The organism is Streptomyces caatingaensis, from assembly GCF_001187435.1.
In the GTDB taxonomy this organism is placed as follows: domain Bacteria; phylum Actinomycetota; class Actinomycetes; order Streptomycetales; family Streptomycetaceae; genus Streptomyces; species Streptomyces caatingaensis.
Genome location: NZ_LFXA01000013.1, coordinates 302964 through 327250, shown reverse-complemented (window position 1 = coordinate 327250; position 24287 = coordinate 302964). Strand labels below are relative to the sequence as shown.

The following is a 24287-nucleotide window of genomic DNA, read 5'->3' as shown; positions in this document are numbered from 1 at the left end:
ACACACCCCTCCCCCTCCACCCCACCCACCCCACCACCCTCCAAATCACCACCACCCCAACCAACACCCACGGCCAACGCCAACTCACCATCCACACCAACACCACCCCCGACGACCAGACCACCCCCTGGACCCTCCACGCCACCGCCACCCTCACCCCCACCCCACCCCCACACCCCCCACCAACAACACCCCCTGGCCACCACCCGACGCCGTCCCCATCCCCCTCGATGACTTCTACCACCGCCTCGCCCAAGCCGACTTCACCTACGGCCCGGCCTTCCAAGCCCTGACCGCCGCGTGGCGACACGGCGACGACATCCTCGCGGAGGTCAGGTTGCCTCGGGAACTCGCCGACGAGGTCGGCTCGTACGGGTTGCACCCCGTCCTGCTCGACGCCGCGCTCCAGGCCACCTGCCTCGTGGCAACGGACGAGGAGCAGGCCCGGCTGCCCTTCGCCTGGCGGGACGTGTCCGCCTACGCCACCGGCGTATCGACGCTGCGCGTACGCGTCCGGCCGCTGGGTCCGGACGCCGTGGCGCTCGACGTGGCCGACTCGGAGGGGCTGCCCGTCCTCTCCCTCGGTTCCCTGGTCACGCGGCCGGTGTCGATGGCTGCGCTCCGGTCCGCCGGGTCGGCGGTCGAGGAGTCGCTGTTCGGGCTGGACTGGGTGCCGATCGCCCGGGGTCCGGAGCCAGAGGGTTCGCGGCGTCGCGTCCTGCTCGGCCATGCCGCTCCGGGGCTGCTCGCGGCTCTGTCCGCACTGCCTGGGCCCGCGCCGGAGTGCTGCGCCGGTGTGGACGAGCTGGTCGCGGCCGTGGAAGCGGGTGCACCCGCCCCGGACGAGGTCTTCGTCCTCTCCCTCCCGCCCGAGGGCATCGCTCCCGCGGGGCAGCCGACCGCAGTGCGGGAGAGGACCGAGCAGATGCTGACCCTTCTCCAGCGCTGGCTCGGCGAGGAGGCGCTGGGCTCGTCCCGGCTCGTGGTCGTGACCCGTGGAGCGGTCGCCGCGGAGGACGGGGACGACGTGGCGGACCTGGCCGGGGCCGCCGTCTGGGGACTCGTCCGCTCGGCCCAGGCAGAGGAGCCGGGCCGCTTCCAGGTCGTGGACGTGGATCCGGGCGCGGCCATGGGCGAGGCGGCCGGTGCCCAAGTGCCGGAGGACGAGGCCGAGTCGTGGGCGGCCGTGGTCGCAGCATCGGGATGCGGCGAAGACCAAGTGGCCGTCCGGGCCGGGCGGTTGCTGGGGGCCCGGCTCGTGCGCGCTAGAGCCGCAGACGGGGCGTGGTCGCGTGACGAACCGTGGCGGCTGGAGAGCAGCGCGTCCGGGTCGCTCGATGACGTGACGGCGGTGCCCGCTCCGGAGGCGTCGGCGGAACTCGCCCCCACGCAGGTGCGGGTGGCCGTGCGGGCGGCGGGAATCAACTTCCGGGATGTGCTCGTGGCCCTGGGCATGGTCCCGGAGCAGGTGGGGCTGGGCAGCGAAGGGGCCGGCGTCGTGCTGGAGGTCGGTGCGGACGTCACCGACCTGCGTGCCGGGGACCGGGTGCTGGGCGTGTTCGGAGGGGCTTTCGGGCCGGTCGCGGTGGCCGAGCGGCCGATGCTGGCCCGCATGCCGGAAGGATGGACCTTCGCCCAGGCGGCGGCGGTGCCGGTGGTGTACGCGACCGCGTACTACGGCATGGTCGACCTGGCGGACGTCCGGCCGGGCGAGGCGCTGCTGGTGCACTCCGCGGCCGGCGGAGTGGGCCTCGCCGCCGTGCAGTTGGCACGTCATCTGGGCGCCGAGGTGTACGCCACGGCCCATCCGTCGAAGTGGCCGCTGCTGCGGTCCCGGGGAGTGCCCGGGGACCGCATCGCCTCGTCCCGCACGCTCGACTTCGAGGAGCACTTCACCTCGCTCACCGGCGGGCGTGGCGTGGACGTCGTCCTCAACAGCCTCTCCGGCCCCTTCACGGATGCCTCGCTTCGACTGCTGCGGCGCGGCGGCCGGTTCCTGGAAATGGGTAAGACGGACCGGCGGGACCCCGGTGAGGTGGCCGCTGCCCACCCCGGCGTGGCCTACCGGGTGTACGACCTGATGGAGGCCGGTGCGGAGCGGATCGGGGCGATCCTGCGAACGGTGCTGGAACTGTTCGCGCGAGGCGCCCTCGACGCCCAGCCCCTCACCTGCTGGGACGCCCGGCGCGCGGTCGACGCCTTCCGCCACATGCAGCAGGGGCGGCACACCGGCAAGAACGTCCTCGTCCTTCCGGCCGGACCCGACCCGGCCGGTACGGTTCTGATCACCGGGGGCACGGGAGTTCTCGGCGCGGCCCTCGCACGTCACCTCGTGACGGCCCGGGGGGTGCGCCACCTGATCCTGGCCGGCCGCAGCGGGCCCTCCGCCGAAGGGGCCGCCGAACTCCGGGCCGAGCTGACGGCGGCGGGCGCTGACGTGAGGATCACCGCATGCGACGCCGCCGACCGCAGAGCACTGGCAGGGCTCCTGGCCTCCGTCCCCCCGGAGCATCCGCTGACGGGCGTGGTCCACGCGGCCGGTCACCTCGACGACGCCACGCTCCCCGCGCTGACCCCCGAGCACCTCCGGACCGTCCTGGCACCCAAGGTCGACGGGGCCAGATGGCTGCACGAACTCACCCGGGACGCCGACCTGGCCTTCTTCGTCACCTACTCCTCCGCGGCCGGCCTCCTCGGCTCGCCGGGCCAGGCCAACTACGCCGCCGCCAACTCCTACCTCGACGCCCTCGCCGTCCACCGCCGCCTCCAGGGACTCCCCGGACACTCCCTCGCCTGGGGCATGTGGGAGCAGGCCAGCGGCATGACCGCCCACCTCGGCAGCACCGACCACGCCCGAATCGCTCGCTCCGGGCTGCGTCCGCTGTCCACGGAGGACGGCCTCGCCCTCTTCGACGCCGCCCTCCGCTCGGAGCGGGCCGTCCTGCTGCCGGCCCACCTGCGCGTGCAGAACACGCTCGCGGAGGAGACGGAGGAGAACGTGCCGCCGTTCTACCGCGGCCTGTTGTCCTCCCCGAGACGCCGCTCCCTCGACGGCTCCGCGCCGGGTGCCGGCCCGGACTCGCTGCGTGCCCGGCTGACCGGCCGCGGCTCGGCCGAACAGACCGACATTCTGCTGACCACCGTCCGCACGCACGCCGCCATCGTCCTGGGCCACACCGGCCCCGAGGCGGTGCAGGCGGACGCCGCCTTCCGCACCATGGGATTCGACTCGCTGACGGCCGTCGAACTCCGGAACCGGCTCAACAACGCCACCGGACTCCGGTTGCCGGCCACCCTCGCCTTCGACCACCCCACCCCTCTGCTCCTGGCCGGGCACCTGAGGGACGAACTGCTGGGAGCGGCGGCCGGCAGCCGGGCCGATGCGGCGGCTCCCGTCACGGTGACCGGCAGCCCGGACGAACCAGTGGCGATCGTCGGCATGGCCTGCCGCTTCCCCGGAGGAGTGCGCTCCTCCGACGACCTGTGGGAGCTGGTGTCCGAGGGCATCGACGCGGTGGACGGCTTCCCCCTGGACCGCGGCTGGGACCTGGAACGGCTCTGCGCCGAGGACTCGGACCAGCCCGGTTCCTCGTCCACCCGCTACGGCGGTTTCCTCTGCGGCGCCGACGAGTTCGACGCGGGGTTCTTCGGCATCAGCCCGCGCGAGGCCCTGGCCATGGACCCGCAGCAGCGTCTGCTTCTGGAAACGGCATGGGAGGCCTTCGAGCACGCCGGCATCGACCCCGTGTCGGTGCGCGGCAGCCGAACCGGGGTGTTCGCCGGGGTGATGCCGCAGGAATACGGACCGCGCCTGCACGAGGCCGTCGAAGGCGCGGAGGGCTACGTCCTGACCGGTACGTCGGGCAGCGTGACTTCGGGCCGCGTCGCCTATGTGCTCGGTCTGGAAGGCCAGGCCGTCTCGGTGGACACCGCCTGTTCCTCCTCCCTCATCGCCCTGCACCTGGCCTGCCAGGCCGTCCGGGCGGGGGAGTGCTCGATGGCGCTGGCGGGCGGCGTCACGGTGATGTGCACCCCGGGGGCGTTCGTGGAGTTCTCGCGGCAGGGTGGTCTGGCGCGGGATGGCCGGTGCAAGGCGTTCTCGGCTGCGGCGGACGGCACGGGCTGGGGTGAGGGTGTCGGTGTGCTGTTGGTGGAGCGGTTGTCGGATGCGCGGCGTCAGGGGCATCGGGTGTTGGCGGTGGTGCGGGGGAGTGCGGTCAATCAGGACGGGGCGAGCAACGGCCTGACGGCGCCGAATGGTCCGTCGCAGCAGCGGGTCATCCGGCAGGCCCTGGCCAATGCGGGGCTGGGGCCGGGTGATGTGGACGTGGTGGAGGGGCACGGGACGGGGACGAGGCTGGGGGATCCGATCGAGGCGCAGGCGTTGTTGGCCACTTATGGTCAAGGGCGGGTGGAGGGGCGGCCGTTGTGGCTGGGGTCGGTGAAGTCGAACATCGGGCACACGCAGGCTGCGGCGGGGGTGGCGGGGGTCATCAAGATGGTGATGGCGCTGCGCCAGGGTTTTCTGCCTCGGACGTTGCATGTCGATGAGCCGTCGCCGCATGTGGACTGGTCGGCGGGTGCGGTGGAGTTGTTGAGGGAGGCGGTGCCGTGGCCGGAGACGGGGCGGCCGCGGCGGGCGGGTGTGTCGTCGTTCGGGGTGAGTGGGACCAACGCGCACGTGATTCTGGAGCAGGCGCCTGTCGAGGAGTCGCCTGTCGTTGCGGCGTCGCCGGGGCCGTGGGCGTGGCCGGTGTCGGGGAAGACCGAGCAGGGGCTGAGGGACCAGGCGAGGGCGCTGCGGGCGTTCGTCGCTGCCCATCCGGACGTGTCGCTCGCGGATGTGGGGCATGCGCTGGCGTCGGGGCGGTCGGTGTTCGATCACCGGGCGGTGGTCCTGGCCGAGGACCGGGACGGTTACCTCGGCGGGCTGGGAGCTCTGGCGGCGGGTGAGGAGCATCCCAGGGTGGTGGTGGGGGACGGGCCGGTGGTGGGGGGTGGTGGCAAGGTCGCGTTCGTCTGCGCGGGACAGGGCACCCAGTATCCCGGCATGGGACACCAACTCTACGAAACCTTCCCCGTCTTCGCCGAGGCACTCGACGAGGCATGCGCCCACCTCGACCCCCACCTCGACCAGCCCCTGCGGGAGATCCTCTTCGCACCGCCGGAGGAGGGGCAGAGAGCGCTGGTGCACCGCACCCAGTACACCCAGCCCGCCCTGTTCGCCCTGCAAATCGCCCAGCACCGCCTCATCACCGAAACCTTCGGCCTGACCCCCGACTACCTCGCCGGCCACTCCCTAGGAGAAATCACCGCAGCACACCTCGCCGGAATCCTCACCCTCCCCGACGCCGCACGGCTCGTGGCCGTGCGCGGACGGCTCATGGCCACCCTCCCCACCGACGGCCTCATGGCCGGCCTCCAGGCCGCACCCGAAGAAGTCCTCCCCCTGCTGGAAGGCCGGGAGGACGCCATCTCCCTGGCCGCAGTCAACAGCCCCACGTCACTCGTCGTTTCCGGCGACGCTGAGGCCGTCCACGACATCGTCCGGCACTTCCACGACCTCGGGCGCAAGACCACCGTCCTCCACACCAGCGGCGCCTTCCACTCACCCCACATCGACCCCCTTCTCCCCCCACTTCACGAAACCACCAGCACCCTCACCTACCACACCCCCCACACACCACTCATCAGCAGCACAACACCGGCGGAAACCCTCCTCACCCCCGACTACTGGACCCACCAGACCCGCGAACCCGTCCACTACCAGAACACCACCTGTGCCCTCCACACCCTCGGCGTCACCACCTACCTCGAACTCGGCCCCGACAACACCCTCACCACCCTCACCCACCACAACCTCACTGACACCAACCTTCAAGCCCACCCCCTCCTCCAACCCAACCAACCCGAAACCCACACCCTCCTCACCACCCTCGCCCACATCCACACCCACACCCACACCATCAACTGGACCACCCACACGGCCCCCGCCCGACATGTCGACCTACCCACCTACCCCTTCCAGCACCAGCGCTACTGGCTCACCACACCCCCCGGCACGGGAGACGTGACCACCGCCGGCCTGCAACCCGCCCACCACCCCTTCCTCAGTGCCACCCTCACCCTCGCCGACAACGACACCCACCTGTTCACCGGGCAGGTCAGCCTGACCACCCACCCCTGGCTCGCCGACCACACCATCGCCGGCACCCCCCTCCTCCCCGGCACCGCCTTCCTCGAACTCGCCCTCCACACCGCCCACCACACCACCACCCCCCACATCCAAGAACTCACCCTCCACACACCCCTCCCCCTCCACCCCACCCACCCCACCACCCTCCAAATCACCACCACCCCAACCAACACCCCCCACCAACGCCAACTCACCATCTATTCCTCCCAGATGGAGTCCACAGGCTCCGGTACAGCGGCGGAAGCATCCTGGATCCGCCACGCGGTAGGTGTCCTGACCGACGAGCCGTGCCGTGATGGCGACGGGAGTGACTGGGCAGCGGAGGCATGGCCTCCACAAGGAGCCGTGTCTGTACCCCTGGAAGATCTGTACGAGAGGTTCGAGTCCGCCGGGTTTGCCTACGGCCCGGCCTTCCAAGGGCTGCGGCAGGTCTGGCAGCGGGGCGAAGAGACCTTTGCCGAGGTCTGCTTGGAGGAAGAGACGCTGAGCGAGGCGGCGCGCTTCGCCCTGCATCCCGCGCTTCTCGACGCGGCCGTGCAGGCGGTTCCCCTGGTTGGAACCCCAAGTCCGGGCACAGCGACGGCAGATGAGGAGAGTGGTCTGCCGTTCAGCTGGTCCGGTGTCTCCCTGTTCGCCGAGGGGGCGGCGACGCTGAGGGTCCGGCTCAGCCGCACGTCCAGGAACACCGTGTCCCTCCACATCGTGGACGCGGAAGCGCAGCCAGTGGCTTCGGTCGAGTCTCTGGAGCTGCGGCCCGTTTCCATGGACGAACTGCGGTCTGAGTTCGGCGAGGGGACGTACGAGTCGCTGTTCGAGGTGGTGTGGCAACCGGCCGACACCGGTTCTTCCCGTGCTTCGCAGGGTTCACGGCGTGGTCGCGAGTGGGTGGTTCTGGGTTCGGAGCCGGATGCGGTGCCCGTGCCCGCCGCCACGGTGGTGACGGCTTTCCGGGACATGGACGGGCTGCTGGAGGCGGTGGCCTCCGGCATGTCCGTGCCGGAAGTGGTCGTGGCTCCGTGCGGTGGGCTGGCGGGGGTGGAGGGGGAGCCGTCGGAGGTGCTGGAGGCGGTGGCGGCGGAAGCGCTGACGTTGTTGCAGGGCTGGCTGGCCGACGAGCGCTTTGCCGACAGCCGGTTGGTCGTCGTGACGCGCGGAGCGGTGGCCGTCACGGCAGGCGACGACGTGGTGGACCTGGCGGGCGCGGCGGTCCGGGGGCTGGTGCGGTCCGCGCAGGCGGAGAGCCCCGGCCGGATCTGTCTCCTCGATGTGGACGACGCGAACACTGCGGGCGGCGTGGTCGACGTCGGGGACCTGGACGCCTGGGACGCTGCCGCGTCGAGGATCGAGGCGGCGGTGTCCTGCGGCGAGCCCGAGGTGGCGCTGAGGAGCGATCAGGTGCTGGTGCCGCGCCTGGTGCGGGTTCCCCGGCCCTCGGACGTGCCGGAGGGCACGGGCTTCGACGTGGAGGGCACGGTGGTGGTGACCGGCGGGACGGGGGCGCTCGGTTCCGTGGTGGCCAAGCACGTGGTCCGGTCGTACGGCGTCCGGCACCTGCTCCTGGCCGGGCGGCGGGGCCCGGAGGCCCCGGGCGCCGCAGAACTGACCGAGGAACTGCTCGCGCTCGGCGCGGCGGAGGTGCGGATCGTCGCCTGCGACCTGGCCGACCGCGAAGCCACAGCGCGGCTGCTGGAATCCGTGGCGCCCGAGCATCCGTTGACGGCCGTCCTCCACCTGGCCGGCGTGCTGGACGACGGCACACTGCCGTCGCTGACGCCGCAGCGGCTGGCCACGACCCTGCGGCCGAAGGCCCTGGCGGCCCTGCACCTCCACGACCTCACCGGCGCCGATGGTCGGGAGCTCGACGCCTTTGTGACCTTCTCCTCCGTCGCGGGTGTCATGGGTTCGGCCGGCCAGGCCAACTACGCCGCCGCCAATGCCGTCCTGGACGCTCTCGCCCATCGTCGTCGTGCCTCGGGGCTGCGGGCGCTGTCCCTGGCCTGGGGCTTGTGGGAGGAGTCGGGAGGCATGGCCGACCGGCTCCAGGAGACGGATCGCTCGCGCGTTGCCCGTTCGGGGATCGCCCCGCTGTCCACGCAGGAAGCACTGACGCTGTTCGACGCGGCATGGGACCGTGCCCGGTCGGGCCCGGAAGCTCGCCCGGTGATGGTGCCGGCGCGGGTGGACGCAGCCGCCGTCCGGGCAGCCGAGCAGGTACCACCCCTCTTCCACAAGCTCGTCCGCGTACCGAAGCGCCGCAGCGCACAGCGCGCGGCAGATGCGAACGGCGGCGCCCTGCGCGCCCGTCTGGCCGGGAAGTCCGGCCCGGAGCGCACGAGGATGCTCCTGGCGCTGGTGCGTCGGCACGTCGCCAGCACGCTCGGGCACGACAGCGCCGACACCGTCCGTGCGGAGAGTTCCTTCCGGGATCTCGGGTTCGACTCGCTGACGGCGGTCGAACTGCGCAACCGGCTCCAGAGCGCCACCGGCCTGCGTCTGCCGGCCGGTCTGATCTACGACCACCCCAGCCCGGCCGCCCTCGCCGAGCACCTGAACCACGCGCTCATCGACGACCCGGACCACCGCCCCGCCCTGCCGTCCGCCGCCGTCCGGGTGAGCGACGAACCCGTCGCGATCATCGGCGCGACATGCCGCTACCCCGGCGGGGTCCGTTCCCCCGAAGACCTGTGGCGGCTGCTCACCGCGTCACGGGACGCCACCGGCGACTTCCCCGACGACCGTGGCTGGGACGTCGACAACCTCTACCACCCCGATCCCGACCAGCCCGGCACCTCCTACACCCGGCGAGGCGGCTTCCTCTACGACGCGGGCGACTTCGATCTGGCCTTCTTCGGTATCAGCCCACGCGAGGCCCTCGCGATGGACCCGCAGCACCGCCTGCTCCTGGAAACCTCATGGGAGGTGTTCGAACGCGCCGGCATCGACCCCATGTCCATGAAGGGCAGCCGTACGGGCGTGTTCGCCGGAGTCATGTACCACGACTACGCCAGCCGCCTCCCCACCGTCCCGGACGGCTTCGAGGGGTACCTCGGCAACGGGAACGCCGGCAGCATCGCCTCGGGCCGTATCGCCTACACCTTCGGGCTGGAGGGACCGGCGGTCACGGTGGACACGGCCTGCTCGTCGTCCCTCGTCGCCCTGCATCTGGCCTGTCAGGCCCTGCGGTCGGGCGAGTGCACCATGGCCCTCGCCGGTGGTGTCACCGTCATGTCCACACCGGCGACGTTCGTGGAGTTCTCGCGGCAGCGGGGGCTGTCCCCGGACGGTCGGTGCAAGGCGTTTGCCGCCGATGCCGACGGAGTTGGTTGGGGTGAGGGTGTCGGTGTGGTGTTGGTGGAGCGGTTGTCGGATGCGCGGCGTCTGGGTCATCGGGTGTTGGCGGTGGTGCGGGGGAGTGCGGTCAATCAGGACGGGGCGAGCAATGGGCTGACGGCGCCGAACGGGCCGTCGCAGCAGCGGGTCATCCGGCAGGCCCTGGCCAGCGCGGGCCTGGGGCCGGGTGATGTGGACGTGGTGGAGGGGCACGGGACGGGAACGACGCTGGGGGATCCGATCGAGGCGCAGGCCCTCCTTGCCACCTACGGTCAAGAGCGCCCCGAGGGACGGCCGTTGTGGCTGGGGTCGGTGAAGTCCAACATCGGCCACACCCAGGCCGCTTCCGGTGTGGCGGGCGTCATCAAAATGGTCATGGCTCTGCGTCATGGTCACCTTCCCTCCACCCTGCACGTGGAGGAGCCGTCGCCGCATGTGGATTGGTCGGCGGGTGCGGTGGAGTTGTTGAGGGAGGCGGTGCCGTGGCCGGAGACGGGGCGGCCTCGGCGGGCGGGTGTGTCGTCGTTCGGGGTGAGTGGGACCAACGCGCACGTGATCCTTGAGCAGGCGCCCGTCGAAGAGCCGTCTGATGAGGAGGAGTTGGCGGTGCCGGCGGGGCCGTGGGCGTGGCCGGTGTCGGGGAAGACCGAGCAGGGGCTGAGGGACCAGGCGAGGGCGCTGCGGGCGTTCGTCGCCGCCCACCCCGACCTGTCGCTGCCGGATGTGGGGCGTGCGCTGGCGGTGGGCCGGTCGGTGTTCGATCACCGGGCCGTCATCCTCGCCGAGGACCGGGACGGCTACCTCGACGGGCTGGAAGCCCTGGCGGCGGGTGAGGAGCACCCCGCCCTCGTGCACGGCAGCCCACCCCCCGGCGCGGAGGGGTACAAGACCGTCTTCGTCTTCCCCGGTCAGGGCGGCCAATGGGCCGGAATGGGTCTCCAGTTGCGGGAATCCTCACCCGCGTTCGCCACCGCCCTGGACCAGTGCGCCCAGGCGCTGGAACCGCATACCGGGTGGGCGGTACCCGACATGCTGAGCCGGCCGGCAGAGGACGCCGCGTGGGAGCGAGTCGAAGTCGTCCAGCCGCTGCTGTTCGCGGTGATGGTCGCACTCGCGGCGGTGTGGCGGTCGTACGGAGTGGTACCGGACGCGGTCGTCGGGCATTCGCAGGGCGAGATCGCAGCGGCCCACGTGGCCGGGGCGCTGTCGTTGCCGGACGCCGCAGCCGTCGTGGCCCTGCGCGCCCAGGTACTGCAATCCCTGCACGGCACCGGCGGCATGGCCTCGCTCGCCCTCCCCGCAGACCAAACAGCCGCCCTGCTCGATGAGCACTGGGAGGGTCGGCTGTGGGTGGCCGCGCACAACAGCCCTGCAAGCACCGCTGTGTCGGGGGATGCCGATGCGCTGGACGAATTGCTGAACCACTGCCGCCATGAGGGGGTGCGGGCGCGGCGCATCCCCGTCACCTACGCTTCCCACTGCCCTCACATCACCCCCCTTGAAGACCAACTCGCCGGTCTTCTGGCCCACATCACCCCCCAACCCGCCGCCGTCCCCTTCTACTCCACCCTCGACAACGCCTGGACCGACACCACAGGTCTGGATGCCGGGTACTGGTACCGCAACCTGCGCCACCCCGTCCGCTTCACCGAAGCCATCACCACCCTCACCACCCAAGGCCACCAGACCTTCATCGAGTGCAGCCCCCACCCCACCCTCATCACCGCACTCAACGACCACACACCCCCACCCCCCGTCATCACCGGCAGCCTCCGCCGCGACCGCAACGACACCCACACCCTCCTCACCCACCTCGCCCACCTCCACACCCACGCCCAGACAATCAACTGGGCCACCCATACGCCCTCTGCCCGGCATGTCGATCTGCCCACCTACCCCTTCCAACACCAGCGCTACTGGCTCACCGCACCCCCCGGCACGGGAGACGTGACCACCGCCGGCCTGCAACCCGCCCACCACCCCTTCCTCGGCGCCACCCTCACCCTCACCGACGGTGACACCCACCTGTTCACCGGGCAGGTCAGCCTGACCACCCACCCCTGGCTCGCCGACCACACCATCGCCGGCACCCCCCTCCTCCCCGGCACCGCCTTCCTCGAACTCGCCCTCCACACCGCCCACCACACCACCACCCCCCACATCCAAGAACTCACCCTCCACACCCCCCTCCCCCTCCACCCCACCCACCCCACCACCCTCCAAATCACCACCACCCCAACCAACACCCACGGCCAACGCCAACTCACCATCCACACCAACACCACCCCCGACGACCAGACCACCCCCTGGACCCTCCACGCCACCGCCACCCTCACCCCCCACCCCACCCCCACACCCCCACCAACAACACCCCCTGGCCACCACCCGAAGCGGAGATGCTGTCCCCAGACCAAGTGCGGGAGCTGTACACCGCATTGGCAGCAGCCGGGTTGGAGTACGGGCCCGCCTTTCAGGGGCTCGGCGCTGTGTGGCGGCACGGGGCGGACGTCCTCGCGGAGGTGACGCTGGCAGACGAGGAGGCGCGTGAAGCACGTCACTTCGGTCTGCACCCGGCGCTGATGGACGCCGCCCTGCACGCCGCCGCCCTCCTCGGACCCGCGACCGGAGTGCAGGACGAGTCCCCACGGACCGGCATGACCGGTGCCTCAGTGCCCTTCTCCTTCTCCGGGGTCACGCTGCACGGGACCGGTCCCAGCGTCCTGCGCGTCAGGTTGTCCCCCGGTCCACTGCACGGCGATCAGCCCTCCGTGCGGCTGGCGCTCTTCGACGAGGCCAACAGGCCCGTGGCAGAGGTGAAATCCCTGGAGCTGCGGCCGTTGCCACCGGAGGCGCTGCGCGCGGCCTCGGGGGCGCGACGGCACGAATCCCTCTACAGCCTGGAGTGGCAGCAAGTGCTTCGGGGGGGAGACGGAGAAGGGGAGGAACCGCCCGGCCCTGCCATGGCGTGGGACATCGGCCCCTTCTCCGACAACGCCCTGCTCCTCGGACTGCTACGACATCCGGACGCGATGTGCGGCGTGTTCACGGACCCCGCCGAACACGCGGCGGCCTTGGAGGCGGAAGGCCGGGTGCCGACGGGGTGGTTCCTGCTTCCCGTTCGGGCCCCACACCCTGACGGTGGGCTGGTATCCGCCGTGCATGGCGCGGTCCTTGCGGTGCTGGAGGCAGTTCAGGCGTGGGCGGGTGACAGCCGGTACGACGGCACGCGGCTTGCGGTCGTCACCCGGGGCGCCGTGGCGGCGTCGCCGGGTGAGGACGTGACGGATCTGGCCGGTGCGGCGGTATGGGGGCTGGTCCGCTCCGCTCAGTCGGAGAACCCGGGCCGTATCGTCCTGCTCGATGTGGGCGTCGAGGCAGGGGCGGAGGGCGGTTCTTTCGGCGCGGGCGAGGAGGTCGAGAAAGTCCGTTCCGCCGTCGCGGCGCTCGGTACCCGCGGAGAGTCCCAAGGCGCTCTCCGCGCCGGGGAGCTCCTGGTGCCGCGCCTGTCACGGGTTCCAGTGGAACCGCCGTCACCACCAGTTCCAGCCCAACTCTCCGACGGCAAAGCTCCCTTCAAGACCTCCACCGGCGCACCACCGGTCGCGTTCGGACCCACCGGTACGGTCCTGATCACCGGAGGGACCGGGGCCCTGGGCGCCGCGCTGGCGCGGCATCTGGTCGTCGTGCACGGCGTGCGCCACCTGCTGCTGGTCAGCCGGAGCGGCCCGGCCGCTCCGGGGGCCGGGACGCTGGGCGACGAGCTGATCGAGGCGGGCGCGGCCGAAGTGACGATCACGGCTTGCGACGTGGGTGACCGGGGCGCCTTGGCGGCGGTCCTGGAGAGTGTGCCCGCCGATCACCCGCTGACCGGGGTCGTCCATGTGGCGGGTGTGCTGCATGACGCCACCCTGGCCTCTCTCACGTCCGAGCACCTCGACGACGTCCTCGCCCCCAAGGCCGACGCCGCCGTCCACCTGCACGAGCTCACCCGTAATGCGCCGGATCTCTCCGCCTTCGTCATGTACTCCTCGGCCGCCGGCACCTTCGGCTCGCTCGGCCAGGCCAACTACGCTGCTGCCAATGCCTTCCTGGACGCCCTGGCCCATCACCGTCGGGCCGGGGGCCTGCCCGCGCTCTCCCTGGCGTGGGGGCTGTGGGAGGAGGAGACGAGCGGGATGACCGGCCGCCTGGGGCGTGGCGACCGCGATCGTATGGTGCGGACGGGGATCAGGCCGATGGTGACGGGGGAGGCGCTCTCCCTGTTCGACGCCTCCCTGCTCAGTGGACTCCCGGCGCTGCTTCCCGTGCGGCTGGACACCCGGAGGGCCTGGTCGGGGGAGGCCGTGCCGCCGCTCTTCCGGAACCTCGTCCGGGCGCCCGCGCGGCGTGCCCGCGCGGCGACGGCCTCGGAAGGGGGCGTCGAATCCCTGCGCAGGCGTCTGGCGGGGAAGAACGCCGCAGGGCGGCAGGAGGTGATGCTCGACCTCGTCCGCAGCCGGGTCGCCGCCGTCCTGGGCCACCCGGGGCCCGCGGCCATCGATCCGCACGCGGCCTTCCGCGACCTCGGGTTCGACTCGCTCGCCGCCGTCGAGCTGCGCAACGGGCTGCACGCCGACACGGGTCTGCGCCTTCCGTCCACCCTCGCCTTCGACCACCCCACCTCCACCGCGCTCGCCGCTCACTTGCTCCGTTTGCTCCGCGAACTCCTGGGGGACGACGGCGTTCTCGCCCCCGGCTCCGAACCGGGGCTCGCGGAGGTCGAACGACTGGAGGCGGCGCTCTCCCGCGCTTCGCTCGGCGCCGCCCAGCGCACGGTCCTGGCGAAGAGGCTGCGGGTGCTGGCCGGGCGGCTGACCGGCCCGGAGGACGGGGCCGCCGGTGCCCATGACATCGGCGCGGAGCTCGAAACGGCGTCGGACGAGGAGATGTTCCAACTGATCGACAACATCGACAACGTCGTGAGTATCGACAACACCGACACCGCCGGTACCACCAACACCACCGACATCCCCGACCAGCACTCCGGTGGCGGCGACGGCCCCTGACGGACGGACGCCCCGCGGGGTTCTCCGCAGCCGGGCCCGCGCGGCGCAGGGCCACTGCCCCGGGCGTCGGACCACCGTTGGAACACCGTCAGATCAACGCGCTGATCTGCTCCTCGACGCCGAGCAGCGTCCGGCCGTACACCTCGCCCGTCGCGGACGGATTGAGCAGCGCGTGCCGGCCGGCGGTCTCCAGGTCGCGCCAGAAGCGTTGCAGTGGGCTGGTCTCGGCGAAGCTCCTGGCGCCCTCGAGGGTGAGGAGGAGGTCGAGCGCCTCCCGTGAGCGGCGGGCGACGGTGGCGGCGTCCATGCGGACGCGGGCCCGGTCGGGGAGGGGCATGGGGCGTCCCTCGGCCGCCCAGCGGTCGACGTCGTCCGCCGCGCGGGTGAGGTGCAGGGCGGCGGTGTCGATCAGCTGGGCGGCGTCGGCGAGTTGGGTGTGGGTGGAGGGGGCCTCGCGCGCGTCGGCGTAGAAGGTGTGCGAAATGCCGCGTCCCGTCCCGAGCGAGGACAGGACGTATTCCAGCGCGCCGCGGGCCATGCCCAGTTGGGGGCCGACGAGGGACAGGGCGAGTACGGGGACGAAGGCGGCGCGGTACAGGGGCTCGTCCGTGAACTCGGTCGGGTACGCGCCCTCCCGAGCCCTGGTCACGGACAGGATGCGGTGTGCGGGGACGAAGACGTCGTCCGCGACGAGGGTGTGGCTGCCGGTGCCGCGCATGCCGGCCACGTGCCAGGTGTCCTCGACGGACAGCTCGGACATCGGGACCAACGCCAGTCCCTGGTCCAGCCGTTCGCCCGACGTGCCGGTGACCGGTATGCCGAGCAGGGCCCACTGGGCGTGGAGGCAGCCGGAGACGAAGCCCCAGCGGCCGGTGACGGTCTGGCCGCCGTCCGTCGCCCGGGTCGTCGCGGCGGGCGGGAGGGCGGTGCAGGCGCGGGCGTGGGGGTCGGTCCCGTAGACCTCGCGCTGTGCGCGTTCGGGGTAGAGGCCGGTGATCCAGGCGGCGATGTTGATCAGTGAGGTGGTCCAGGCGGTGGAGCCGCAGCCGCGGCCCAGTTCGGACGCCGTCTCGACGAGGGTGCGGATGCTCTCCTGCCGGCCGCCGAACCGCCGGGGGAGCAGGAGCCGGAGGAGGCCCGCCTCCTGGAGGGCCGTGATGTTCTCCTCGGCGACCCGCCGGTCGTCCTCGGTGCGGGCGGCGTTGCGCCGCAGCAGTTCGACCAGTGCGTCCGTGCCGGCTGTCCCCATGGGAGGGGACTGTACCCGCGTACGCGGGCGCGTTCGCGGTGGCGGTCGTGCCCGAGGGGCAGGCTTTGGGACGGCTGCCGACGGGCATCCGTTCAGTAGCCACGGCCGGTGGTCCCGTCCGGTCCGATCCGCAACCGCCTTCGAGGTGACGTCATGACAGGCCCCTCCTACTACGGCGACCGCCCGGCACCCGGGTATCACCGTGACGACCGCCGGGGCGGGCCCTCCCGGCCGCCGGTGGACGCGGGCCGGCTGTGGGCCACGGGGGTCGCCACCGCCGTGGTCGCCGCGCTCGCCGCGGTCGTGGCCACGCTGCTCGTGCGCGGCGTGTTCGACGTCGCCGTCTTCGCCCCGCGGCACGCGGGCGCCTGGGGGGATGTGACCACCGGGTACCTGGCCGCGGTCGCGGCCGGCGCGGCCCTGGTCGCCACCGGGCTCGTCCACCTGCTGCTGGTGACCACGGCCCAGCCGGCCCGCTTCTTCGTCTCGATCACGCTGCTGGTCACCGCCGCGATGATGCTCCTGCCGTTCACGACGGGCATCGGGACCGCCACGAAGTTCGGTACCGCCGCGGTGTATTGCGTGATCGGGGCGACGATCACCGGTCTGCTGTCCGCCGCCGCCTCCGGCGTGGCCGGGGCCGACCGGCCCGGGAGCCGCTGACCGGGCCCAGGCTCACCCGGGGATTCCGGCTTCATCGAGGCGGTATTCCTGGCGGTCGGCGTCGTAGGAGTAGAGCTCGGCGTAGCGGCCCCAGTCGGTGGCGGTCTCGAGCTGCTGCCCGACCTGTTCGCTCGTGTAGTGGTGGGCGAGGAGGTCGCGGAAGAAGCCGGCGCGCAGGGTGCTGTCCGGGTTCTGGCGGAGGCTGGTGGTGATGAGTTTGACGAGCGGTACGTCGCGGACGGCCTCGGCGAAGATCTTCTTGGACTGCTGGACGTCGGCGCCGGCGAAGGCCGTGCCGCGTTCGGTCAGGACCAGGTCGTCGCCGCTGACCTTGCCGAGGCAGAGGAGGTCGAGGGCGTCCACGAGGGGGAGGATGTCGTCGACCTCCAGGCCCAGTTCCTCGGCCAGGTCGGCCAGGTCGCAGCGGCCGCCGCGGTGTTCGACCATCTCGACCAGGCCGGACAGCCCGTCGACGCCGGCGGTGGGCAGCGGCGTGTTGGCGGGGGTGCGCTTCTCGGCCTCGACGGTGTCGGTGCGGCCGGGGACGCGGGTCACCTTGGGGCGGCCGGTCATGGTGCGGTAGACGCGGTCGATGAGGTCGTCGAAGGCGGGGGAGTTGCGGTCGCGGGGGTGGTCCAGCGGGACGTCGAAGGTCTCGCGGATGGTGCCGGGGCGGGAGCCGAGGACGACGATGCGGTCGGTCATGAGGACGGCCTCCTCGATGTTGTGGGTGACCAGGACGACGGCGCGGGTGGGGAACTGGCCGGACTCCCACAGCTCCATGAGTTCGCCGCGCAGGTTCTCGGCGGTGAGGACGTCGAGGGCGGAGAAGGGCTCGTCCATCATCAGGACGTCCGGTTCGACGACCAGTGCCCGGGCGAAGCCGACGCGTTGGCGCATGCCGCCGGAGAGCTCCTTGGGGTAGGCGGATTCGAAGCCGTCGAGGCCGATGAGGTCGATGGCCCGGAGCGCGGCCTCGGCGCGGCGGGCGGCGGGGACGCCGCGGGCCTCCAGGCCGAGTTCGACGTTCTGCTGGACGGTGAGCCAGGGCAGGAGCGCGAAGGTCTGGAAGACCATGGCGGTACCGGGGTTGGCGCCGGTCAGGGGCTCGCCGCGGTAGGCGACCGTGCCCGAGCTGGGCGGGACGAGCCCGGCCAGGCAGCGCAGCAGGGTGGACTTGCCGGAGCCGGACTTGCCGAGCAGGGCGACGATCTCGCCGGCCCGGACCTCCAGGTCGATGCCGGTGAGGACGGGCAGTTCGCCGTCGGCTCCCGCGTAGGACTTGGTCAGGCCGGTGGCGGCGAGCAGGACGTCGCCGTCCGCCGGGCGCGGGGGCCGGTGGGCCGTCCCGGCGGCCCGGCCGGGGCGCAGGTTGCGCAGGGCGCTCAGGACCATGAGGGGCTCCCTTGCTGTGTTCGGTGGCGGACGGGGTCAGGAGGCGTAGCGGGTCTCGGCGAGGCGGTGGAGGCGGCGCCAGAAGAGGCGGTTGAGCCCGACGACGTAGAGGCTCATCACGGCGACGCCCGCGATCAGGTGCGGGAAGTCGCCGGTGGCGGTGGCGTGGGAGATGTACGCGCCGAGGCCGGTGGCGGTGAGGGTGGTGGCGCCGAAGGGGACGATCTCGGCGACGATGGAGGCGTTCCAGGCGCCGCCGGAGGCGGTGATGCCGCCGGTGACGTAGGACGGGAAGATGCCGGGGAGGATCAGGCGCTTCCAGCGCTGCCGGCCGCGGACGCCCAGGTCGTCCATGGCCTCGCGCAGGTCGGTCGGGATCGACATGGCGCCGGCGATGGTGTTGAAGAGGATGTACCACTGGGCGCCCAGGGCCATCAGCAGGACGCCGCCGACGTCGATCGACAGTCCGGTCCTGAGGAAGAACCAGACGGCGAGCGGGAAGAGGAAGTTGGCGGGGAAGCTGGCCAGGACCTGGACGAGGGGCTGGGCGATGCGGGTCAGCCTGGGCGAGAACCCGATCCGTACGCCGATCGGCACCCAGATCAGGGTGGAGCCGACGACCACCACGGCGACGCGGGCGAGGGTGGCCAGGCCGAGCAGGAGGGGTTCGCCGAAGACGCCGAGCCCGGTGCGGTCGCTGAGGTAGCCGACGAGGTCGGCCAGGCCCCACAGGATCAGTCCGCCGGCCACGACGGCGAAGGCGATGTCGCCGGTGCGCCGCCGCCGGTGGTCCGGGGCGAGGGGGCGGTCGTCGACGCCCAGGACGCGGCCCGCGCGGTTGAGCCCGTGCCCGACGGGTCGCAGCAGACGGCCCAGCAGGCGCGGCCAGTTGGAGCGGCGCAGGAAGTCGAGGACGACGCTGCGCTGGATCTCGCCCGCCTCGGACTGCTCGTTCTTGAACTTCTCGGCCCAGGCCGTCAGGGGGCGCCAGAAGAAGAAGTTGACGCCGATGACCATGACGGCCATGGTGAGGATGGCCCAGCCGATCCTGCCGAGGTCGCCGTCGGCGATGGCGGCGCCGGCGTACGAGCCGACGCCGGGCAGGGCGTAGTCCTTGTTGCTGACGCTGATGGCCTCGGAGGCGACGAGGAAGAACCAGCCGCCGCCGAAGCTCATCATGCCGTTCCAGACCAGGCCGATGGCCCCGGCGGGCACCTCCACCTTCCAGAAGCGCATCCACCGGGTGAAGCGGAACGAGCGGGAGAGCTCGTCGAGTTCGCGGGGGAGCGAGGTGAGGGAGTGGTAGAAGCCGAAGGTCATGTTCCATGCCTGCGAGGTGAAGATCGCGAAGATGGACGCGCACTCCAGGCCGAGCATGGAGCCGGGGAACAGGGCGATGAAGCCGGTGACGGCGACGGTGAGGAAGCCGAGCACCGGGACCGACTGGAGGATGTCGAGGGCCGGGATCAGGATCCGTTCGAGGCGGCGGCTGCGGGCCGCGGCGCAGGCGTAGAGGAAGGTGAAGACGGTGGAGGCGGTCAGTGCGACGAACATGCGCAGCAGGCTCCGGGCCGCGTCGTAGGGCAGCTGCGACGGGTGTGTGTCGATCTTCACCGACTGGCTGGTGGAGAACCGGACCGTCGTTCCCTGCCCCACCCGCAGGGTGATGTAGAGCAGCACGAGCACGGCGGCGGCGACCACCACGTCGACCCAGGTCATGCGGGACATCCGGCCTGCGATGCGGGACGGCAGGGACGTGCGGGCGGCGGCGGGGCCCGTGGGGAACGGCAACATCACACAACCTCCGACCACACTCTGGGCACAGATCGTCCCGTGCCGCGACCGTGGCGGGCGGGCCCGGGGATGGGACGGAAGGGTTGCAAGGGCGGCTGCGTCTGCTGTGACCTGCGCTGATGGCGCAGGGGACGGGACGTGTCGCGAGCAGTATCACCATTTGTTGCACTGTTGCGCAAATATCGCGGGCGGCGCCTTCCGTCCCGGCGGCGGTCCGTGTCAAGACTGGGTCAAATAGTTGCGCCGTTGCGCAAGTACGGGCACACTCGTGGAGGTTTGAAGAGGCACCTCGTTCGGTGAGGCGTCTGTACGGACACAGGCCACTGACCCCACGACGTCGAGAGACGCCCAGGGTCAGGACAGATCTCCCCGGCTCAAGGGGTGATCCCAAGTGGCTTCCCGCGCCAGGGGATTACGCCGTGCAGTGCCAAAGCTCTGACGAGTCGGGGTGAACCGGCCGCACGGGCCGGTCCGCTCCTTGCCGCGTCCGTCATGGCGCCCGCGCGCGCCCCGGCCGGGAGGAGGCGAGAGACATGGATCGAAGTCACAGTAGTCCGGGCCTCACCGGGCCCCGCATCCGTACGTCCTCGTCGACCTCCGGTACGCGGTAACCGCCCTTCCCCGCGCCCACGCGCGCCACAGCACTGCGCCCCCTCGGTGCGGCGACCCCGCCGCCCCGGGTCCTCGTGCTGCCCGCCCGCGGGGGAGAGCGCCGCCGTGTGCCCCGACCTCCCCCGCCGGGGGACCCGGGAGGCTGCCATGACCGACCTGACCACCACCGCCCCGGCCGTGCCCGCACCGCGCACGGCCGTCCTCGACGACGCCCACGCCGGCGACATCCACGGCGCGCTCGGCACCATCAGGGTGGACGACACCGCCCCCCGCAAGGGGCTGTCCGCCAAGCTCAGGACGCTCCTCGCCATCGTCGGCCCCGGCCTGATCGTGATGGTCGGCGACAACGACGCCGGCGCCTTCGGCACCTACACCCAGGCCGGGCAGAACTACGGCACCGGCCTCCTGTGGACGCTGCTCCTGCTCGTACCGGTGCTGTACGTCAACCAGGAAATGGTGCTGCGGCTCGGCGCGGTCACCGGCGTCGGGCACGCCCGGCTGATCCTGGAGCGGTTCGGGAAGTTCTGGGGCGCCTTCTCGGTCATCGACCTGTTCCTGCTCAACGCGCTCACCCTCGTCACCGAGTTCATCGGCATCACCCTCGCGGTCGGCTACCTCGGCCTGCCCAAGGTGCCCGGCGTGCTGCTGGCCGCCGCGATCGTCGTCGCCGCCGCGTCCACCGGCTCCTTCCGCCGCTTCGAGCGCACCGCCGTGCTCCTGTGCGCGGGCTCGCTGCTGCTGATCCCGGTCTACTTCCTCGTCCACCCCGGCGCCGGACAGATGGCCCACGACTTCGTCGTGCCCGGCCTGCCGAAGAACTCCCAGCTCTCCGACGTCATGCTGCTGATCATCGCCATCGTCGGCACGACGGTCGCGCCCTGGCAGCTGTTCTTCCAGCAGTCCTACGTCATCGACAAGCGCATCACCCCGCGCTTCATGCGCTACGAGAAGGCCGACCTGTGGATCGGCATCGCGATCGTCGTCATCGGCGCCGCCGCCATGATGGGCTTCTGCGCCGCCGCGTTCGCCGGGCACGCGGAGTCCGGCCACTTCACCGACGCCGGTGACATCGCCCACGGCCTGGAGCGGTACGCGGGCAGGACCGCCGGCGTGCTCTTCGCCGTCGCCCTGCTCGACGCCTCCGTCATCGGCGCCGCCGCCGTCTCCCTGTCGACCGCCTACGCCATCGGCGACGTCCTCGGCCTCAAGCACTCCCTGCACCGCGGCATCAAGGGCGCCAAGGGTTTCTACGCCGTCTTCGCCGGACTCGTCCTCGCCGCCGCCGTCATCGTGATCATCCCGGGCTCCCCGCTCGGCCTGCTCACCGAGGGCGTCCAGACCCTCGCCGGCGTCCTGCTCCCCTCCGCCACCGTCTTCCTGCTCCTGCTCTGCAACGACAAGGCCGTCCTGGGCCCCTGGGTCAACGGACGCGCCATGAACGTCTTCACGTCCCTCGTCGTCGCCGCCCTGGTCACCCTCTCGGTCGTCCTGACCGCCGCCGTCCTCTTCCCGGACCTCACCTCCGGCGCGATCCTCGACATCATGGGCGTCTGCGGCGTCGCCGGCATCCTCGCCCTCGGCTACGCCGAGACCCGGCGCCGCCGCAAGGGCTGGGCCCCGGCCGGACCCGTGGACCGCACCGGCAAGGAGAACTGGCGGATGCCGCCGCTGGAACGGCTGCCCAGGCCCCTCGTCTCCACCGGCCGCAGGGTCGGCCTGACCGCGCTGCGCACCTATCTGTTCGCCGCGATGGTCCTGGTCGTCGTCCGCGTCGTGCAGCTCGCGACGGGCAACTGACCGACCCGCGCAGCCCGTTGACGGCGCCGGGCTGCGCCGCCCGGGCTCTGCCGCCACCGGTCCGGCCTGACGGCCTTCCGCTCCCCGTTCCCTCTCGACCGCGTCACGGAGGTGACCTTCGCATGTCCGTCCTCACCGTGCTCCACGTCCGCCGCGTCCACCGCGCGGCCGCCCTCCGGGCCTTCGTCCGCGACGCCGCCCGGCGCATCGCCGACAGCCCCCTCGACAGCACCGTCCTGCGCGCGGCCCCCGTGACGTCCCCGGGCCGCCGGACTACTCGGTGACCGGGCGCCGGACCCGGCGCGCGGCGGTGCGCGCGGGCGCGTGCTGTTCCTGCGCGACGGCGGCCGTCTCCGTCCGCGCCGCCGCCGTGCCGGAGCCGGCGCCCGTCGCGCCGGCCGCCAGCACCGCGCCTTCCAGCAGGGCCTCCACATGGGCGCCCGCTACGCGGTAGTAGATCCTGGTGCCCTCCCGCCGGGAGGACACCAGCCCGGCGGTCCGCAGCTTCGCCAGGTGCTGCGACGTCGCGGCCACGTGGGCGCCCAGCAGCTCCGCCAGGGTGCTGACCGGCAGCTCCTGGCGTCTGAGGGCCCAGAGCAGGCGGTAGCGGGACGGGTCGGCGACCGCCTTGAGGACCGCGACGGCGCGGTCGGCACCGGCGGAATCCCAGGGAGGAACTTGCGCTTCCATGCAAAAAGGGTAGCGGCCGCCCTCCGCTCCGGCCGGTCCCGGCGCCTCCCGCCGCGGCCGCGCCCGCGCCGGCAGGAGGCGGGGGAGCGGACGCGCGCGGTGACCGCGGTCAGCCCTTGAACAGGCCGGTCCCGCCGTTGCCCTGCTTGGCCGGCTGCTGGGGGTCGTAGCCGGCGAAGGGGCGGTCGAAGAGCCAGTTGTAGAGCATCTCCCGGCAGATCTCCGGCTGGAACGCGGGCACTTGGTGCCCGGAGTCGGGCACGGCGACCTGGGTCAGATTCCTGAGGCGGCGGACGAATCCCTTCGGATTTCCCTGCGCCTGCGTCCAGATCAGCCGGGGGGCGTTGCGCCATTCCCCGTGCTCGTGCTCGCCCTTGCGCCGCATGAGGTCGTCCAGGATCTCCTCGGTGCTCCGGAATCCGCAGGCGGTGTCGAAGTTCCCGGTGTAGAGCAGGGTGGAATATCCCGCGTCGAGGAGTTCGGCGTACTGGCCGGTGCAGTCCCGCATGTTGTCGTTCACCAGGGCGTCGGCCACGGGGCCCTCGTTGTCGGCGCACTGCCAGGGGACGTGCGGGGGGACGTGCAGGGACTCCTTGACGTGCTCGCTGTTCAGGTAGGCGTTCAGCGCCCCCATGGACAGGTCGTCCCAGCGCCGCACGTCGTAGAGGTCGAAATTCCCTCCGTACGCCAGCGTGGCCGAGACCAGGGCGTTGCCCAGCTTGGTCGCCTGCCGCATGTCTCCCGAGCGGAGGACCTCCTGGAATTCCGCGTACGACTCGTCCAGGGAGTTCTTCTGGGCGATGCCGAGGAATCCGGTCGTGTAGGCGTAGTCGACCAGGGCGCGGAGCGACAGCTCGGGCCTGATCCAGCCGTTGCCGACAGCGATGCCCCGCAGGCCGATGTTCCGTGCACCGCTGTTCTCCCGGTTCCGCCGGTGGATCTCCAGGGCGATGGCGGGGACGTACTTGCCGGCGTAGCTCTCGCCGCAGACGTACAGCGGGCAGTTCGCGTACTCGGGGTGCGCGGAGAAGAATTCCTGGAGGCCCTTCCAGAACATCCGGGCGAGGGCGTCCTCGTCCTCGGCGTACTCGTCGGCGTCGGAGTAGCTGTATCCGGTGCCGACGGGCTGGTCCCAGTAGACGACGTGGGCCTCCTGGTTCCAGGATCCGGGGGAGACCGAAACCGTTCCCGCGGGGTCGTCGCCGATGGACAGCGGGCCGTTCTCCAGGAAGAGCCCCAGCAAGGAGGACGCGCCGGGGCCGCCGTTGAGCCAGATCAGCAGCGGCGTGCCGTCGATCAGGGCCTGTTGGTCGGGGGCCGCGACGTGCGGGTTGCAGGTCTGGCTCTCGAAGAACCAGTAGAACAGGTGGTTCTTCTTCCCCTGGTGCCTGACGCTGTCGATGTGCACGTGTCCGGCGTAGGAGCGGACCTTCTTGACGTCCTTGGTGAGGAAGGCGATGCGCAGGGTGTCGGGGATGTTCGCCGGGATCGAGGCGACGAGGTCGTCCGAGGACAT

At 71.8% G+C, this 24287-nt stretch carries 10 protein-coding genes and 1 riboswitch; of the genes, 5 read left to right on the top strand and 5 right to left on the bottom strand.

Features of this window, described 5'->3' with window-relative positions; all coding sequences use genetic code 11:
* Nucleotides 1–127: 127 nt before the first annotated feature.
* Together AC230_RS20705 and AC230_RS32125 are read left to right on the top strand one after the other, a co-directional pair.
* Entirely contained in the window at nucleotides 128–12049 is an 11922-nt protein-coding gene (locus AC230_RS20705; protein WP_338399819.1) for an SDR family NAD(P)-dependent oxidoreductase, read from the top strand.
* On the top strand, nucleotides 11941–14571 hold the full coding sequence (locus AC230_RS32125; RefSeq protein WP_049717784.1) for a type I polyketide synthase: 2631 nt from the start codon (nucleotides 11941–11943) through the stop codon (nucleotides 14569–14571). The genes AC230_RS20705 and AC230_RS32125 overlap by 109 nt, the downstream gene beginning before the upstream one ends.
* Before the next feature lie 88 nt (nucleotides 14572–14659).
* Here AC230_RS32125 and AC230_RS20695 read toward each other — a convergent pair whose 3' ends face one another.
* Entirely contained in the window at nucleotides 14660–15820 is a 1161-nt protein-coding gene (locus AC230_RS20695) for an acyl-CoA dehydrogenase family protein (RefSeq protein WP_049717783.1), read from the bottom strand.
* A gap of 153 nt (nucleotides 15821–15973) precedes the next feature.
* Here AC230_RS20695 and AC230_RS20690 point away from each other — a divergent pair, with 153 nt between their 5' ends.
* Nucleotides 15974–16483: a DUF6069 family protein gene (locus tag AC230_RS20690; protein ID WP_049717782.1), complete on the top strand. Its 510-nt coding sequence runs from the start codon at nucleotides 15974–15976 to the stop codon at nucleotides 16481–16483.
* Between the two features lie 12 nt (nucleotides 16484–16495).
* Here AC230_RS20690 and AC230_RS20685 read toward each other — a convergent pair whose 3' ends face one another.
* Both AC230_RS20685 and AC230_RS20680 read right to left on the bottom strand, forming a co-directional pair.
* On the bottom strand, nucleotides 16496–17878 hold the full coding sequence (locus AC230_RS20685) for an ABC transporter ATP-binding protein (protein WP_078871438.1): 1383 nt from the start codon (nucleotides 17876–17878) through the stop codon (nucleotides 16496–16498).
* Nucleotides 17879–17914: 36 nt separating this feature from the next.
* Nucleotides 17915–19672: an ABC transporter permease gene (locus AC230_RS20680; RefSeq protein ID WP_049717781.1), complete on the bottom strand. Its 1758-nt coding sequence runs from the start codon at nucleotides 19670–19672 to the stop codon at nucleotides 17915–17917.
* Between the two features lie 281 nt (nucleotides 19673–19953).
* Nucleotides 19954–20127, top strand: a riboswitch (M-box (ykoK) riboswitch).
* A 304-nt stretch (nucleotides 20128–20431) separates the two neighbouring features.
* Here AC230_RS20680 and AC230_RS20675 point away from each other — a divergent pair.
* Together AC230_RS20675 and AC230_RS32680 are read left to right on the top strand one after the other, a co-directional pair.
* Entirely contained in the window at nucleotides 20432–22081 is a 1650-nt protein-coding gene (locus AC230_RS20675) for an NRAMP family divalent metal transporter (protein WP_049717780.1), read from the top strand.
* A gap of 122 nt (nucleotides 22082–22203) precedes the next feature.
* Nucleotides 22204–22365 (top strand): hypothetical protein, encoded by a 162-nt coding sequence (locus tag AC230_RS32680; protein WP_157868622.1) that lies wholly within the window; start codon nucleotides 22204–22206, stop codon nucleotides 22363–22365.
* Here the strand turns inward: AC230_RS32680 and AC230_RS20670 are convergent.
* Entirely contained in the window at nucleotides 22355–22771 is a 417-nt protein-coding gene (locus AC230_RS20670) for an ArsR/SmtB family transcription factor (protein ID WP_049717779.1), read from the bottom strand. The genes AC230_RS32680 and AC230_RS20670 overlap by 11 nt on opposite strands.
* A gap of 109 nt (nucleotides 22772–22880) precedes the next feature.
* On the bottom strand, nucleotides 22881–24287 hold the full coding sequence (locus AC230_RS20665; RefSeq protein WP_049717778.1) for a S10 family serine carboxypeptidase-like protein: 1407 nt from the start codon (nucleotides 24285–24287) through the stop codon (nucleotides 22881–22883).

What these genes read in the sequence shown, in the direction of transcription:
- AC230_RS20695 (WP_049717783.1), bottom strand. Translation starts at nt 15,820, where the DNA reads ATGGGGACAGCCGGCACGGACGCACTGGTCGAACTGCTGCGGCGCAAC.
- AC230_RS20690 (WP_049717782.1), top strand. Translation starts at nt 15,974, where the DNA reads ATGACAGGCCCCTCCTACTACGGCGACCGCCCGGCACCCGGGTATCAC.
- AC230_RS20685 (WP_078871438.1), bottom strand. Translation starts at nt 17,878, where the DNA reads ATGGTCCTGAGCGCCCTGCGCAACCTGCGCCCCGGCCGGGCCGCCGGG.
- AC230_RS20680 (WP_049717781.1), bottom strand. Translation starts at nt 19,672, where the DNA reads ATGTTGCCGTTCCCCACGGGCCCCGCCGCCGCCCGCACGTCCCTGCCG.
- AC230_RS20675 (WP_049717780.1), top strand. Translation starts at nt 20,432, where the DNA reads ATGACCGACCTGACCACCACCGCCCCGGCCGTGCCCGCACCGCGCACG.
- AC230_RS32680 (WP_157868622.1), top strand. Translation starts at nt 22,204, where the DNA reads ATGTCCGTCCTCACCGTGCTCCACGTCCGCCGCGTCCACCGCGCGGCC.
- AC230_RS20670 (WP_049717779.1), bottom strand. Translation starts at nt 22,771, where the DNA reads ATGGAAGCGCAAGTTCCTCCCTGGGATTCCGCCGGTGCCGACCGCGCC.
- AC230_RS20665 (WP_049717778.1), bottom strand. Translation starts at nt 24,287, where the DNA reads ATGTCCTCGGACGACCTCGTCGCCTCGATCCCGGCGAACATCCCCGAC.